This is a genomic window from Paenibacillus sp. UNC499MF (assembly GCF_900107975.1).
In the GTDB taxonomy this organism is placed as follows: Bacteria; Bacillota; Bacilli; order Paenibacillales; family NBRC-103111; genus Paenibacillus_F.
In genome coordinates, this window is sequence record NZ_FNVF01000002.1 from 467329 (window position 1) to 481775 (window position 14447).

At 55.3% G+C, this 14447-nt stretch carries 16 protein-coding genes; 10 read left to right on the plus strand and 6 right to left on the minus strand.

Annotation, left to right across the window (positions count from 1 at the left end; translation table 11 throughout):
• Positions 1-40: 40 nt before the first annotated feature.
• Complete coding sequence (locus C4S74_RS07230) at positions 41-1108, minus strand: LacI family DNA-binding transcriptional regulator (RefSeq protein WP_103994668.1); 1068 nt, start codon at positions 1106-1108, stop codon at positions 41-43.
• A 216-nt stretch (positions 1109-1324) separates the two neighbouring features.
• Between C4S74_RS07230 and C4S74_RS07235 the strand changes: the two genes are divergently transcribed.
• The 3 genes from C4S74_RS07235 to C4S74_RS07245 all read left to right on the plus strand — a co-directional run bounded on the left by C4S74_RS07235 (position 1325) and on the right by C4S74_RS07245 (position 4429).
• Positions 1325-2140, plus strand: a complete 816-nt coding sequence (locus tag C4S74_RS07235) for a DUF817 domain-containing protein (protein WP_103994669.1) — start codon at positions 1325-1327, stop codon at positions 2138-2140.
• Positions 2141-2142: 2 nt separating this feature from the next.
• On the plus strand, positions 2143-3486 hold the full coding sequence (locus C4S74_RS07240; protein ID WP_103994670.1) for an MATE family efflux transporter: 1344 nt from the start codon (positions 2143-2145) through the stop codon (positions 3484-3486).
• Positions 3487-3733: 247 nt separating this feature from the next.
• Positions 3734-4429, plus strand: coding sequence for a lysoplasmalogenase (locus tag C4S74_RS07245; RefSeq protein ID WP_258042420.1), 696 nt, complete (start codon positions 3734-3736; stop codon positions 4427-4429).
• Positions 4430-4561: 132 nt separating this feature from the next.
• On the opposite strand, the gene C4S74_RS07250 is transcribed toward C4S74_RS07245, so the two are convergent.
• Together C4S74_RS07250 and C4S74_RS07255 are read right to left on the minus strand one after the other, a co-directional pair.
• Positions 4562-5650, minus strand: a complete 1089-nt coding sequence (locus C4S74_RS07250) for a hypothetical protein (RefSeq protein WP_103994672.1) — start codon at positions 5648-5650, stop codon at positions 4562-4564.
• Between the two features lie 93 nt (positions 5651-5743).
• Complete coding sequence (locus C4S74_RS07255; RefSeq protein ID WP_103994673.1) at positions 5744-6535, minus strand: MerR family transcriptional regulator; 792 nt, start codon at positions 6533-6535, stop codon at positions 5744-5746.
• Between the two features lie 308 nt (positions 6536-6843).
• Here C4S74_RS07255 and C4S74_RS26830 point away from each other — a divergent pair, with 308 nt between their 5' ends.
• A complete protein-coding gene (locus tag C4S74_RS26830) occupies positions 6844-6969 on the plus strand; it encodes a DUF6254 family protein (RefSeq protein WP_219819046.1) in 126 nt (41 codons plus the stop codon).
• Positions 6970-7068: 99 nt separating this feature from the next.
• On the opposite strand, the gene C4S74_RS26430 is transcribed toward C4S74_RS26830, so the two are convergent.
• Together C4S74_RS26430 and C4S74_RS07260 are read right to left on the minus strand one after the other, a co-directional pair.
• Positions 7069-7236, minus strand: a complete 168-nt coding sequence (locus C4S74_RS26430; protein ID WP_181024331.1) for a hypothetical protein — start codon at positions 7234-7236, stop codon at positions 7069-7071.
• A 47-nt stretch (positions 7237-7283) separates the two neighbouring features.
• Complete coding sequence (locus tag C4S74_RS07260; RefSeq protein WP_103994674.1) at positions 7284-8390, minus strand: cation diffusion facilitator family transporter; 1107 nt, start codon at positions 8388-8390, stop codon at positions 7284-7286.
• Positions 8391-8670: 280 nt separating this feature from the next.
• Here C4S74_RS07260 and C4S74_RS26940 point away from each other — a divergent pair, with 280 nt between their 5' ends.
• Both C4S74_RS26940 and C4S74_RS07270 read left to right on the plus strand, forming a co-directional pair.
• A complete protein-coding gene (locus tag C4S74_RS26940; protein WP_103994675.1) occupies positions 8671-9066 on the plus strand; it encodes a metal-sensitive transcriptional regulator in 396 nt (131 codons plus the stop codon).
• 43 nt (positions 9067-9109) lie between these two features.
• Positions 9110-9310, plus strand: a complete 201-nt coding sequence (locus C4S74_RS07270; protein WP_042229261.1) for a copper ion binding protein — start codon at positions 9110-9112, stop codon at positions 9308-9310.
• Positions 9311-9433: 123 nt separating this feature from the next.
• Here C4S74_RS07270 and C4S74_RS07275 read toward each other — a convergent pair whose 3' ends face one another.
• Positions 9434-10186 (minus strand): IclR family transcriptional regulator, encoded by a 753-nt coding sequence (locus C4S74_RS07275; RefSeq protein WP_103994676.1) that lies wholly within the window; start codon positions 10184-10186, stop codon positions 9434-9436.
• Positions 10187-10447: 261 nt separating this feature from the next.
• Between C4S74_RS07275 and C4S74_RS07280 the strand changes: the two genes are divergently transcribed.
• The 4 genes from C4S74_RS07280 to C4S74_RS07295 are packed head-to-tail and all read left to right on the plus strand — an operon-like array spanning position 10448 to position 14344.
• Complete coding sequence (locus C4S74_RS07280) at positions 10448-11557, plus strand: ABC transporter substrate-binding protein (RefSeq protein ID WP_103994677.1); 1110 nt, start codon at positions 10448-10450, stop codon at positions 11555-11557.
• 22 nt (positions 11558-11579) lie between these two features.
• On the plus strand, positions 11580-12674 hold the full coding sequence (locus C4S74_RS07285; RefSeq protein WP_103994827.1) for an ABC transporter ATP-binding protein: 1095 nt from the start codon (positions 11580-11582) through the stop codon (positions 12672-12674).
• Between the two features lie 3 nt (positions 12675-12677).
• On the plus strand, positions 12678-13544 hold the full coding sequence (locus C4S74_RS07290) for an ABC transporter permease (RefSeq protein WP_103994678.1): 867 nt from the start codon (positions 12678-12680) through the stop codon (positions 13542-13544).
• A complete protein-coding gene (locus tag C4S74_RS07295; RefSeq protein WP_103994679.1) occupies positions 13541-14344 on the plus strand; it encodes an ABC transporter permease in 804 nt (267 codons plus the stop codon). Before C4S74_RS07290 ends, C4S74_RS07295 begins: the two co-directional genes overlap by 4 nt.
• The last annotated feature ends 103 nt before the right edge of the window (positions 14345-14447 follow it).

The following is a 14447-nucleotide window of genomic DNA, read 5'->3' on the forward strand; positions in this document are numbered from 1 at the left end:
CCACGACTTCCGCTGCTCTCCCTCGCGGCGTGCGTGTGCGCTAGCCTGACGCCCGCGCAATGAACTCCGGCGCGAGGACGATCTTCTCGTGAGCGCGGCCGGGGTGACGCTTGCGGTACAAAAGCGTCTCTACCGCCCGGATGCCGAGAAGCTCCTTGCTCAGCTCGACCGTGCTGAGCGGAGGCGACGAAGCGGCCGCCGCCTCGATATTGTCAAACCCGATCACGCGGCACTGGCCGGGGATGTCGAAGCCCCTCTGCTTGAGCAGAGCCATCAGCCGCAGCGCGATGTGATCGTTCGCGCAGATGAAGCCGTCCGGCAGCTCGCTCGTGGAGACGGCGCCCACGCGGACCGCCAGATCGTGGGGCCACGTCGGGCTGAGGTAAGGCACGTTCCACTTGCTCAGGCAGACGGGACGGCCCGATTCGGCGGCTTCCTCGGCAGCCATCCGGCAGCCAAGCCCGCGTTCCCTGAAGCTGACGGAGAAGGAGTCGCTCCCCACGAAAACGAGCGAGTCGCAGCCTTCCCGCAAAAGCTGCTTGGTCGCGGCCACGGCGGCGTCGATATTGCTGTTGACGACGCAATCCACGTTGACGAGAGGCTCCTCATGGTCCACAAGCACGAGCGGAAGTCCGGTCTGCTGCAGGGAGATGACCGCCCGCGTCGAGAAGGTGCCGAGGAGAATGTGTCCCATGCAACGTGCCGGATCCAGAAATCCGGGCATGATCAGCTCGTTTTCCCGGTGGGCCGGGACGGATATCAGCATATAGTCCGCCTGGAGGTCGCGGCACGTCTGAGCAAGGCCGTCGATGACCTTCGGCCAGAAGAACGGGTCCTGCTGCTTTGAGCTTTGTATCCACACCAGCATATAAGGATCGGCGGAGGAAGGTGCGGTTTCTCTTCTGTCGTCATCCCTGTCCCGAAAAAGTCCGGCCGCGGCCGGGCTTTTGTTTATTTTTTTCCGGTACCCCATGGTCCTTGCGGTTTCCATGATTTTCAGGCGCGTTTCTTCGCTGACCCCGTCTTTCCCTGAAAGCGCTTGTGAAACGGTGTATTTTGAAATGCCAAGCCGGTCGGCAATGTTTTGCATGGAGACGTGTTTACTCATCGTGCACCGCCTTTGAGTGTGTTCGGTTTGACAGCTCCGCACCCCCATTTTTCCTTCAAAAAAAGATTCTGTCAATACCCGCGGATCAAATAAATGCGGGATTTTTTCCGGTTTTATTTTCTCCCTGCTTGGAAAACTTGTGCTAAACTAGCAGAGGAATGGATTACGGGCAGGAGAAGATGCCTGGAACCTCCAAAGCTGAAAGGGGAATTTCCCATGATTCGATCCGTACGTCACGGGATTCGGCAGCTGCTGCTTTTCGGCTGGCTGGAAGCTCTTTCGTGTCTGTTTCCCGTTCTTATTTTTATCAGTCTGGCAGTGCTGAAGGCAGCCGATGTGCCCCATATGTATGACCTTATGCTGGTCATTTGCCTGCTGATTCAATGGGCAATGGTCCGGACGGGGCTGGAAACAAAGGATGAAGTGAAAGTAATCTGCCTGTTCCATCTGATCGGGCTGGTGCTGGAGATTTATAAGGTCAATATGGGCTCCTGGTCGTATCCGGAGGAAGCCTGGACGAAAGTATGGGGCGTACCGCTTTACAGCGGGTTTATGTATGCGAGCGTGGCGAGTTATTTGTGCCAGGCCTGGCGGAGAATGCATGTGGAGCTGACCAGCTGGCCTTCGCCGTGGTTTACGGTTCCGCTCGGAGCGGCGATCTATCTGAATTTTATGACCCACCATTATATATGGGATTTGCGCTGGGTACTGACCGTGCTGCTGTTCGTGCTGTTTTTCCGGACTGCGGTCCTGTTTACCGTCGGCAGGAAAACGTACCGGATGCCGCTTGTCCTGTCCTTTTTTCTTATCGGCTTTTTTATTTGGCTGGCGGAAAATATCGCAACCTTTCTGGGGGCCTGGCAGTATCCGAACCAGAGGGAAAGCTGGCAGCTTGTCTCATTCGGCAAAATGAGCTCGTGGTTCCTGCTTGTCATCGTGAGTTTCCTGATTGTCGCGCAGCTTAAGAAGGTCAAACAAGCGGAACAGAAGCCTGACGGGAGGGGGGTACCGGCTGCGGTGCCCGAAGACTAGGTATGTTTACAAACTGGGGAATGATTTTGCGGCTTGCGGTTCCGTCGATCGTGTCGTTCGCGGCGGCGACGCTGACCGGTACGATTAATTTGATGATGGTGGGCCCGATGGGCGCTCTCGTCATCGCTGCGGTAGGAATCTGCAACATTATTATGTACAACGCCTGGGCTGCCTGCTCGGGAATCGGCCACACGGTTAATTATCTGGTCGCTCAAAATTTCGGGGCGGGGGATATGAAGAAAGGCGTGGAGCGCACGTATATCGCGCTTTATCTTTGTCTGGCTCTCATTGCCGTTATTCTGGCGGCGGGATGGTTCGGAAGCGAAGGGATTTTGCGGCTGATGGGAAGCTCCGGGGAGCTGGTCGCCGCAGGAAAGGAATATCTGGAGCTGCGGTTTTATGCGATGGCGTTTTCCGTGCTGAATTTTGTCCTGTTCGGATTTCTGAGGGGAATCGGGGATACCCGGTCCCCTATGGCACTTACGATTCTGGGAAACGCGGCGATGATCGTGTTCACCTACGGTTTGACGTACGGCCGTCTGGGGTTTCCCGAGCTGGGGCTTCCGGGCGCGGGGCTTGCCGTTCTTATCGGAGAAGCCATCTGCAGTATCGGCTCCGTGTACATCGTGTTTTTCCGGCTGCATGACAAATACCGGACCCGCACCCGCGTGAAGCTTGACCGCCGGGAGGCGCGCCTGATCGCCGGCGAAAGCGGCAAGCTCGGCATGCAGGAATTCGCGATGAGCCTGGCCATGTTCGTCTTCACCATGTTCGTAACCCGTCTGGGGACTGAGGCGCTGGCCGCCAACGAGATTGCCCTGAACGTGATGGCGCTCGGCTTCATGCCGGCTTTCGCCTTCGCCTCCACGGCGACGATTCTCGTGGGTAGGGAGGTCGGCAAGCACAGGCCCGATCTTGCCCGGCGGTACGGCACGGATACGGCGGTGCTCGGCAGCATCTGCCTGCTTGTTCTGGGAGCGGTGGAATTCGTTTTCGCCGTTCCGATCGCGAAGCTGTATTCCCAGGACCCGGAGGTTTACGTGCTTGCCGCCGACCTTATCCGGATTTCCGCGTTTTTGCAGCTGTTTGACGGGCTCCTGAATTTCTACGCGGGCGGTTTGCGGGGAATCGGAGATACGACCTTTCTGCTGGGAACTTCCCTTGTGCTCAGCTGGGTCTTTTTCGTGCCGCTCGCGTATTTGCTCACTTTTGTGTGGGGATTCGGTTCGGCCGGCGCGTGGATTTCGCTGTATGCGTTTATTGCCGCCTTCGGCCTTGCCGTCATGTACCGGTTTTACCGGACGGACTGGGCTGCGGTGCGGATCAAAGAGGCCGACGGCCGCTGAAAAGACGGCCGGACTCCAGTCGTCACAGGTGCGGCAAGGAGTAAATTAAAATGAAGGATAGGAAATGGGGAGCGCATAACACGTGTAAAAAGATGCGGACTTGGCCGGTTCTCCATGAAAACCCGGCAGGTGAGGCGCATACATTTATGTGCGGGTTCAAAAGCGCCGGATTGTCCGCGGGACGCGCGGGGTAAGAATAGGTAACGGCAAAGGCGTGCACGCGCCTCACGGGAGAAGGGGGAAATTGATGATGGGATGGCTTTGGGCCGTACAAGTGATCTTGTTTGCCGCCGGTACCGGTCTCGGAATTTCGGACGCCCGGCGTAAAAGCACGGAAATCCGGCTTCCTTTGTGGGTGAGGATGCTGATCAGCCTGACGCTTACGGCAGCGGCATTTGCCTTGTGGCGGGACGATCCGGCCTCCACCTCCAAAGAGTGGATCTTCTGGGGAATGGCCTGGTCGTTCATCGGCGACTTGTCCATGGCCGGCATCATCCCCTGGAGGCATCCGATGATCGGCGGAATGCTGACGTTTGCGGTGGCGCACGTCTTTTACATCGCAGCGTTCGCGGCCGCCCTGCACCGTGAGGGCCTTGACCTGATGAACGCGGGGCTGGCTGTCGCCGCCGTGTTCTACGGCCTGGTGCTGATCGCCGCCTGGCTGCTCCTGATCCGCAATCCCGACGCTCCGCGCTTGTTCAACACCGGCTCGCTCGTCTACGGATTGTGGATCGGGGCCATGGCGTCTGCTGCGGCTGCAATGGCCTGGTCCCTTGGCGGAGTGCTTTGGTTGCCGGCTGCCGGCGGACTGCTTTTCGTCGTATCGGACACGATCATCGGAGCCTCAGCCATCGGGGGCCGGTCTCTCAGGCATCAAGGATATTGGGTCTGGCTGACATACGTAGCGGCCCAGATGTGCATCGTTTACGCGTTTACCCTGTGAGAATACTATCCACGGATTCGGAAATCGACCGCACGAACCGCGCAAAAGCGGTGGTGCGGTCGATTTGTTGTTTGACGTCGTGGTCGTCGTTGCTTTGTTGTGAAGCCGCATAAGCCCCCCTGTCCTGCCGGGTCAGGAGCTGCTGCAAGACGAACTGCTGCAGGATGATGAGCTGCAGGACGAACTGCTGCATGAGGAACTGCTGCAGGACGATGAGCTGCTGCACGAGGAGCCGCTGTCGGACGAACCGCTGCAGGACGAACTGCTGCAGGAAGAATCGCTGCCGGACGAGCTGTTGTCCGACGAGCCGCCGCAGTCCGATGAGCTGCAGGAAGAGCTGCTGCAATCCGAACCGCCGGAGCCGCTGCCGCCGCTGCCTTCACGGTCGTCGTCCCCGTTCAGGATGGAGTAAAAAAGCAGAGCGCTAAGAGCGCCATATCCTGCGCCGGACACGTCATTGGCGTTAAAAGAAGAAGCCGACGGCCTTGCGGACGAAGACATCCTGCGGGAAGTTCCGGCACGGGCCGCAGCGGCCGGCGGGGCATTTTGGATGCTGTTAAAAAGTTCACGGACGAGATCCTGAACGGCTTCTTCAAAGACGGGGATCGTATTCGGCTTGAAATAATCCCGCCGGATCCGGTTCCAGTCAAAATCGCGGGCATACGCGATAAATTCGGGGTGAAGCCTGCGCTGTCCGAATTTCCCGAGCAGCTGCTCATTTTCCGGATAGAAGCGGAACACCAGGGAGTAGACCAGCTCGAAAAGGGCTCTTTCATGCTCACCCGGCTGCGGAGTATCGCCGACATGCGGCGAATGGTGAATCATTTCTCCCAGCAGATCTCTGCAAAATTCCTGATAATCGCGGGTGAACATCAGGGCTTCGTGCCAGATGGCATCCACGGACGCGCTGTACATACCCACGTTGTTCAAATAAATATTGAGTGCCAGGAATCGCTTGAATTCCAGTAAGAACCAGGAATACTCCGTTTCCGAAATGCCCGGGTGCTCTTTCAGCACGCGTGCTTTTACATGGTCCCAATACTTGGCATGTTTCCCGAAAACCTCATCGAAGCGGGCTTCTACAGGCTTGAGGCTGTCATTCTCCAGAACTCCCAGCCCATACGGAGCGAAAGAGGAAAACAATTGAACGGGCGGAGCTTTTGGCTGCTTTTGCACAGGCTGCGACTTCATACTGTTAAAAAACCATTTAAAAAAAGACACGCGAAACCTCCATCATCAGGCCGATACCTGTTTAGTCCGTTATTCGGTTATTTGCTGTTCGTGGTATGGACCGTTCGCACGATCCTCACTTTCTTACTTCCCGCGTATCCTGTCCCCGGAGGGTTGCGGAGCGGGTACAGCACCGTGCACCGTCTGATTGCGGTCGTAATACTCGAACGCCCGGGTTAGAAACTCCAGCAGTTCGGGTTCGAACGGATAGAGGAGCATAGGATTATCTTCCGCGCCGTGCAGGTCCCACAGCTTGTTCATCAAGGTCTGATCGCCGTCAAAAGCCTCCAAGGCCAGCCCCGTGATTCGGGCAGCCACATCCTGCGCAGCGGGAGAAGCCGGGTCTTCGTGCATGACGGACCTTGCCCGCGCAACCTCTTCCGTCCAACGAAGTGTGAGAGGATCATCCTTGCTCAGATTGGGCAGCTTGCTGAGCCGCTTCCGCTCTTCGGCGGTGAAATGTTCGCGGATAAAGCGCTGCTTGGCCGCAGGGTCTTTTTGACTGAGCCGGATCATTTGAAACATCGTGTTCCAGTTCAGCGTGCCTTCCATTTGGACGGAATGAATCGTAACGCGGAGCATGCTCTCCAGTTCTTCGAGCTTTTCCTTCTCGCGCCGGACCATTTGAAGCTGATCTTCTAGGCAGGAGAGCCAGTCGGTTCCGTAGCTGTCCAGCATTTCTTGGACGGCTTTTAACCCGAGTCCCATTTTTTTGAGAATCGCAATCTGTTCCAGACGCATGACGTCCTCGTCGGAATACAGCCGGTGGCCGCCTTCGGTTGAGCCTGAGGGCTTTAGAAGCCCGATCTGGTCATAATGGTGCAGCGTGCGCACCGTGATGTTCGCTTTACGCGCAAGTTCGCCAACGGAGTACATGTCTTCGGAGTTTCCTTTCGTGACGGTTCTTTCCTTTTTCTTCTATCTTCTATCCTAAATCGTTCCAGTACGGGCTTCAAGTTGTTTTTTGCAAGGCACTAAAGGACCCGAAACGGAAAGCCTGAAAAGAAAACCGGAACCGAATCCCTTTAATGGAAACGGAGCTGGTAAGCGGGTCTGGCCAGAAAAAAGGATGAAAAAGTAAAGCGGCCGTATAGCGGGGCCATTTCCGGGCGAAAACTAGGGAGGCTGAGCGGAGAATCGACTCGGCGACGAACCGTACCCTTCATAAAAAGGAGTGTCGTTTCATGACCCAATCGAAAAGCCGGAAGGAAAGCTTGGCCAAAAGCCGAAAGCAGAGACAAAATCCCCACGGTAAAATCCGCTCGCTGAAAGAAATTGCCGCCGAAACTCACCAGGGAATAGACGAGTAGAGGCAAGAGGCAGCGCCCGGTTATGCGGGGCATTTCCGGGCAATCCGGCCTCACGGCGGCAAAAGCGAAAAGCCCGCGGCTTAATGCGCGGGCTTTTTGTTACAGATCGTCATGCGGCAAACGGGCCGCCGGAATGACGGCAGGGCTGCGCCGGCTCGTATCAGGCGTAAACGGGGCCGTCGGCTTGGCTGGCGCGGCATCGGCGAGGCCGGCCTGCTCGGTTTCTTCTTCGCGAGCAGCGAACAATTGGTATTGCCGGGACCTCATGACTATGGGCTGTATCAAGCCGGGCTGGTAGGGAGGCCATTTCTACCTCATATACTGAACTCCGCATGCTTCAGATGCCGGGTTTCTACCTGGATAGTGGCATGTTTGATCTTATACTTGTTCTCCATGCAGGTTACGGCCTGCTGTAAAACCGTCTGGCTGTCGGCTTCATCGTCGATGAGCAGGTGACAGCTGAACGAATCCATGCCGGACGTGATCGTCCAGATGTGAAGATCATGGACGTCGCGGACGCCGGGAATACCGAGCAGGGCACTGCGGACATCATCGGAATCGAGGCGCGACGGAACGCCTTCGAGCAGAATGTGCGTTGCGGATTTCAATACGCCCCAGGCGCTGCGCAGTATTAGAAGCGAGACCAGGATCGAGATGATCGGGTCCGCCTGATACCACTGGAAAGCCTGCATCAGCAGCCCGGCGATTATGGCCCCGACGGAACCGAGCGCGTCTCCGAGTACGTGCAGATAAGCGCTTCTGACGTTGAGGTTGTCTTTCGCGCCGCCCATCCGGGTAAGAAACCAGGCGCTGACGAGGTTGGCGACCAGACCGATGACGGCGATGAGTGTCATCGTGCCGCTCGCGATTGCAGGCGGGTGGGCAAAACGCTCGACGGCCTCCCGGATAATCAGGATAGAGAGGACAACGAGGGTGACGCCGTTCAGCATGGCTGTTAAAATCTCTACGCGGTAGAAGCCGTACGTTCTTTTGGGAGAGGCGGGGCGGACCGCAAACCACATGGCAACCAGACTGAGCAGCAGGGACGCCGCGTCGCTCAGCATATGCCCGGAATCCGACAGCAGGGCCAGACTGTTTGTGAGCAGTCCGCCGGCGAATTCCAGTACCATAATGCCGGCTGTGATGAGAAACGCGATAAACAGTCCTTTTTTGCTGCTGGGTCCGTGATGATGCCCGATCCCGCCGTGCTCATGATCGTGCGAATGGTCGTGAGAATGCTCATGCGAAGAATGAGGATCGTGAGAATGTGCGTGTGTATGATCATTCGGATGAAAGTGACCGTCATTTTGATTGAAATCAGAATGGCGGCTTTGGCCCTGTTCGGGAGAATGTCCGTGATCGTGCCGGTGTTCCGGCCCGTCCGGGGCACCTGCTTGTTTTTGTTTTTTTGAATCGTTCATGACCTGTTCCTCCTTTGTTCCGAAAGCTCGATAAGATCTATCCTTCTCTTCTCGCAGCCATTTGTTTCTTAAAATAAGTAAAATATTCAAGAGCAGATGCCAATAAATATCACAACGTATGAGCAATTGTTCATATGTTATTTTTATATTACCCAATCCAGAATATTTTAACAAGCCCCAAATTTATTGGGTTCGACGGAAAGACTACATTCATATAAAAAACAGTGTTGAAATACCCCCATGGGGTATGTTATGCTGTTTATGAGGGAGGTTGAATAAGATGGTACTCCATTCCGAAAAGGATAACGGCAGCACCGCGGGCGAAACGGAGAATGCTCCGCTTGCTTCGGCGGATGCCGGGACTTCCTGCCATACACATACGCACGACGAAGATACGGAAAGACGAAGCCATCACAGCGACAAGGTGAAGAACAACCTGATTTCCAGATTGAACCGGATTGAAGGTCAGATCCGCGGCGTGAAAGGTATGATCGACAAAGACACGTACTGCGACGATGTGCTCAACCAGATTGCCGCCGTGCAGTCGGCCTTGAACAGCGTGGGCAAGCTGCTGCTGGAAGGTCATATGAAAAGCTGTGTGATCGAACGGATTCAAGAAGGCGATACGGATGTGATCGACGAACTGCTCGTTACTGTCAATAAGCTTATGAAATAAACCAACCTAACCGGAAACCGGAAGAAGAAAGGGGTAAAGGAAAATGGAAAAACTGACGTTGAAAGTGGAGGGCATGTCCTGCCAGCATTGTGTAAATTCGGTTGAAAAAGCGGTCGGAGAGCTGGGAGCGAAGGCTCAGGTACATTTGGCCGAGGGCCGTGTTGAAGTGGAATACGAGGCGGGAGCCGTAAAGCCCGAACAGATCAAAGAAGCGATCGAAGAGCAGGGCTACGACGTCGTATAAGCGGATCAATAAGCCGAGTCTGCAAAAGTGGCCATGGCTGGCCCGCACACGGCGGCAGAGCTTCCCGCCGGCAATAATCGAACAAAACCACCCGGAATATATTATTCCGGGTGGTTTTTTGTTTTATCGGTAGCCCAGGCCGAACGAAATGTTGCGCGTCGTCAGAAGCACCTGCTGCAGGAAAGAATCCTGCTGCGGAACGACCCGGTCCGACGGTCCGATAAGGCTGACGGACGCGACAATCTCGCCTGTCGCATCCCGGATCGGAGCCGCCATTCCCGTCACGCCGACGTTGCGCAGATTCGTCGAAATCTCGTAGCCGCGGCTGCGGATAGCCGCGAGCCGTTCTTTGATTTCTTCCGGCGACTGCATGGAATGCGGCGTATATGTACGGATTCCGTCCGCCAGCACGCTGTCGATATACACTTCCGACCGGAAAGCCAGCATAACGCGCGAAGCTGAGGTGGCATACAGCGGAAAGCGCCGGAACGCATCCACATTAAAACGGATCGGATGCTGGGAATCGATTTTATCCACATATATGGCGTCTTTCCCGTCAACGACACACAGGCAGGCGAGCTCTTTCGTTTTCTCGGCAAGCTGCTGCAGGTAAGGTTTGGCGAAGTCGACGAGATTATGATCGCGAAGCACTTTCGTGCCGAGCTCAAGCAGGGTAAAACCGAGCGAGTACTGCTTCGTGCTCGGATTTTGCGAAATAAACCCGTCGCTTTCCAGCGTGGCGAGCAGCTTATGAACGGCGCCTTTAGACAACTGCAGCCGGCGGCTCAGTTCGGTGACGCCGAGCTCCTTCGGACCGTCCAGAAATTCTTTGAGCAGGCGGCTGCTGTTTTTGACAGAAGACAAATGGTGCTCCATAAACAGACTCCCCCAGGCGGTCATATCGTCGGAATATCCCGACATTCAAGCAAATTATTGCTATTGTAGCATACTTATTTTGGCTTTCCTAGAGGTGCTTCGGTCGTGTTCCGCTCCGGAAAAATAATCTTTTTTGAAAGCTGACATATGTATTGCTAGGCAGGAAAGAGCGTGATAGAATCACTTTAAGATTTCCTTATAGGAAACATTGTTCATATATAGTGAACAATATAGAAAACCAAATAGAAGGGATGTCCATCCATGAAAAAGAAAATCGGGGTCTTGGTTTCAGTTGCCGCTCTGTGCGGATCACTTCTTGCGGGATGCGGATCTTCGAAAGAGCCGGCAAAAGAAGTTTCCGCTTCGCCGGGCGCATCGGCTTCAGCGCTGCAGCCGGAGAAAGAGCTTGTTGTTGCGGGTAACGGAGCTACGGTAGAAGAGCTGATGAAAGACGAAATTTTCAAGCGTTTCAAAGCGAAATATCCCGACATCAAATTGACGTACGTATCCGGCGTATCGACCGAAATCGTCGCCAAAGCGAAAGCGGTTAAAAACGATCCGCAGACGGACGTGGCCATTATTGAAGGCGGCGAGCAGGAAATCGGACGCAAAGAGGGTCTTTTCGAACCGCTTAAAGCAGCCGATATCCCGAATATGCAAAACGTGATCGCCGATCTGAAAGTGGCTGAAGACAGCGGTGTCGCCGTTAACTTCACTCCGATGGGCATCTCCTATAACGAAGCGATTGTAAAAGAAAAAAATCTTCCCATTCCGGAGTCCTGGAACGATCTGGCTCGTCCCGAAATGAAAGGTAATCTGACGCTGACCGAAATTTCCAGCAACTTCGGCCGTTCGGCCCTGATCATGCTTGCTTACGCGAACGGCGGGTCGGAGAAAAATATGGATCCCGGATTTGAAAAACTGAAAACGATTGCAGGATACATGCCGACCTTTGCGAAAAGTGCTGCGCAGCTCCAGCAAAACCTTCAAAACAAATCCGCGGCCTACACATCCTGGACGATGGCCCGCAGCATTGTGCAGAAGGACCAGGGGATCGAACTTAAGTTCGTCGTGCCGAAAGAAGGCGCCAATCTGGTGCCGAACGTGGCTACGATGACCAAGAACGCGAAGCATCCGAATGCCGCGAAGCTTTTCATCGATTTCCTTTTAACGGATGAAATTCAGACGCTGTACGCTTCAAAGCTGTATTATAACCCGGCTACATCCGTAAAGCTTCCGGAAGATATATCCAAAAAACTCGAATTCGACCGCTCCAAAATCGTCAAATTCGATTACGAAACCGTAGGCGGCAGCACAGCCTCATGGATCGACCGATTCAATAAGGAAATCGCACCTCTGGTAGGCAAATAGATTCGGAAAACGGGTGATTCAGTTGGAAAAGAGGATAGATGTCGAACTTAAAGCCGTCCGTAAAACGTTCGGTTCCAACGTGGTCGTCGATAACTTTGACCTGCAGATCGAGAAGGGGGAGTGCGTCTCCTTTCTCGGCCCTTCGGGGTGCGGCAAGACGACGACGCTGAACATGATCGCCGGGTTCCTGGACCCGGACGGCGGGGAAATTTCGATCAAAGGCAAGCGCATGAACGGCGTTCCTTCGAATAAGCGGGACCTCGGCATGGTGTTCCAGACTTATTCGCTGTTCCCGCATATGACGGTCGCCGAAAATGTAGCCTACGGGCTCAAGCTGCGCAAAATGCCGAAGGCGGAAATCAAAGACAAGGTGCGGAAGGTGCTGGAGCTCGTCAAGCTGCCCCATGTGGCCGACCGCTATCCGAAGCAGCTTTCAGGCGGGCAGCGCCAGCGGATCGCGATCGCCCGGGCGCTTGTGATCGAGCCGTCCCTGCTTCTGCTCGACGAGCCGCTCAGCAACCTGGACGCGAAGCTGAGGGAAGAACTCCGCGACGAGCTGAAACGTCTGCACAAAGAAACGGGCGTTACGACAATCTTCGTGACGCACGATCAGGAGGAGGCCCTGTATTTGTCCGACCGGATCGTTGTGCTGGATCACGGCAAGGTCGAACAAATCGGCACGCCCTGGGACATCTACAACCGTCCCGCCTCCGAGTTTGTGCACACATTCATCGGCAAATCCAACCGTCTGCCCGGAATTGTCCGGGGATTGGCGAACGGCGGGATGGCTGTGCAGACCGATGCCGGATTCGTGCTGGAGGCGTCCGCGGACGGACGCACGTTTACGACCGGGGAATCCGTGGTCGCCTATGTGCGTCCGGAGAAAATCCGCCTGACGGACTCCGGCATGCTGGCGGATACCGTACGGGCCGCGGGTACAATCCGTCAGCTTGCCTTCCTCGGTTCCTTCGTGGAATGCGAGGTGGAAATCGGCTCCGCGCTGGTCACCGTGCGGATGCAGATGCAGGACGGCCTGGCGGATTACACCGCGGGCCAGCAGGTGGGACTGACGTGGAATCCGAAGGACGTCTTCGTATTCCCGCGGAAGGAGCAGTAGGCCATGCAGGCGAAATCCTCCCGCATCCGCCGCCTGTCGTCCTGGACGGGGCTGTTTCTTCTCGCCCCCAGTCTGATCGTTCTGCTCGGCGCGTTTCTCATTCCGATGATTTACATCCTGCTTCAGAGTCTGCAGAACGCCGAGCAGCAGTTCTCTCTGCACAATTACTTGTTGTTCGTTCAGGACCCCTACTACGCGGGCATCTTGTGGCGGACGATCAAGCTCAGCTTGTATACCGTCCTGCTGACGCTTATTCTCGGTTATCCGGTGGCGCTCTTCATGTCCAAGGCATCGGGTAAAATGCGCGGACTCGTCACGTTCCTGATCATTTCGCCGCACCTGATTTCCGTGGTTATCCGCAACTTCGGCTGGGTGGTCATTCTGGGCGACAAAGGCTGGATTAACAGCTCACTGATCAAGCTCGGCGTGATCGACAAGCCTCTGAAGCTTCTGTACAACGAGCTCGGCGTGGTCATCGGTCTCACGGATTCCTTCATCGTGTACATGGTACTTGCGCTGGCGACGAGCCTGTATGCCGTCGACCAGTCCCTGTACAAAGCAGCCGGAATTTTGGGCGCTTCGAAGGCCCGTTCGTTTTTTTCCATCACGCTGCCGCTCAGCTTGCCGGGCATTTTTGCCGGGACGACACTGGTGTTCAGCTTGTCCATGAGCGCTTTCGTCACTCCTGCCCTGATGGGCGGAAGCTCGGTTAAAGTCATGCCTGTCATCACGTACGAGAAAATTATGGCCACGCTCGACTGGCCGCTCGGTTCGGCGCTGGCCTTCCTGATGCTGGCTTCCACCTACGCGCTCGTGACGGTCTTTACGAAAATCGTGGAAACGAAACGCTACCGGGAGGTGTTCTCGTGATCCAGCGTATCCCGTGGCTCGGCATTATCACGTTTATCGTGCTGCTGTTCGTTGTTTCGCCGCTGCTGGTCATCATTCCGACCTCGCTTACGTCGGCCAATTATTTGTCCTTCCCGCCGGAAGGCTTTTCACTGAAATGGTATGAGAAAATTTTGGACCGGCCGGAATTTATCGAATCGTTTATTTTCAGTCTGGAGCTGGCCGCTCTGTCGGCCGTTTTGTCTACCATCATCGGCACGCTGGCCGCCATGGCGATCCATAAATACAAGTTCCCGGGAAGCGGCTTCGTTAACGCGCTGCTGCTGTCTCCGCTTACCGTTCCTTCTATTATAATAGGGATGGCCGCGCTTCTCTTTTTCACCCGGATCGGACTTGCGGGAACCTTCACGGGGCTGCTTATCACCCATATGCTGATTTCGATCCCGTATGTGGTCCGCCTGACGATGACGGGGCTGAGCGCTTACGACTACACGCTGGAGCGGGCCGCTTACATTCTGGGGGCCAGCCCGTTCCAGGTGTTCCGCGACATTACGCTGCCGCTTCTTCGTCCGGCTATTTTGTCCGGCATGATTTTCTCGTTCCTGACTTCGTTCGATAACGTGACGGTTTCGCTGTTTCTTGTCTCTCCGGAGACGACGACGCTGCCTATGGCGATTTTCAGTTATATGCAGGAAACGCTCAATCCGCTTGTCGCTTCGGTTTCGTCCGTCGTCATCCTGCTCAGCCTGGTATTTATTTTCATTCTGGAGCGGGTGTACGGGCTGGATAAGCTGTTCGGCACGAATTCGCATTCCCATTAAAAATCTTTTATACAGGTAAGACCGGATCATTTCATAAAAAAGAGGGCGGCATGCGGGTTGCATGCCGTCCGTTTATTCGCAGCGCGTTTGTACGGACGTACCG

Coding starts and splice junctions, on each gene's coding strand:
- C4S74_RS07230 (WP_103994668.1), bottom strand. CDS start 1,108: ATGAGTAAACACGTCTCCATGCAAAACATTGCCGACCGGCTTGGCATT.
- C4S74_RS07235 (WP_103994669.1), top strand. CDS start 1,325: ATGATTCGATCCGTACGTCACGGGATTCGGCAGCTGCTGCTTTTCGGC.
- C4S74_RS07240 (WP_103994670.1), top strand. CDS start 2,143: ATGTTTACAAACTGGGGAATGATTTTGCGGCTTGCGGTTCCGTCGATC.
- C4S74_RS07245 (WP_258042420.1), top strand. CDS start 3,734: ATGATGGGATGGCTTTGGGCCGTACAAGTGATCTTGTTTGCCGCCGGT.
- C4S74_RS07255 (WP_103994673.1), bottom strand. CDS start 6,535: ATGTACTCCGTTGGCGAACTTGCGCGTAAAGCGAACATCACGGTGCGC.
- C4S74_RS26830 (WP_219819046.1), top strand. CDS start 6,844: ATGACCCAATCGAAAAGCCGGAAGGAAAGCTTGGCCAAAAGCCGAAAG.
- C4S74_RS26430 (WP_181024331.1), bottom strand. CDS start 7,236: ATGAGGTCCCGGCAATACCAATTGTTCGCTGCTCGCGAAGAAGAAACC.
- C4S74_RS07260 (WP_103994674.1), bottom strand. CDS start 8,390: ATGAACGATTCAAAAAAACAAAAACAAGCAGGTGCCCCGGACGGGCCG.
- C4S74_RS26940 (WP_103994675.1), top strand. CDS start 8,671: ATGGTACTCCATTCCGAAAAGGATAACGGCAGCACCGCGGGCGAAACG.
- C4S74_RS07270 (WP_042229261.1), top strand. CDS start 9,110: ATGGAAAAACTGACGTTGAAAGTGGAGGGCATGTCCTGCCAGCATTGT.
- C4S74_RS07275 (WP_103994676.1), bottom strand. CDS start 10,186: ATGGAGCACCATTTGTCTTCTGTCAAAAACAGCAGCCGCCTGCTCAAA.
- C4S74_RS07280 (WP_103994677.1), top strand. CDS start 10,448: ATGAAAAAGAAAATCGGGGTCTTGGTTTCAGTTGCCGCTCTGTGCGGA.
- C4S74_RS07290 (WP_103994678.1), top strand. CDS start 12,678: ATGCAGGCGAAATCCTCCCGCATCCGCCGCCTGTCGTCCTGGACGGGG.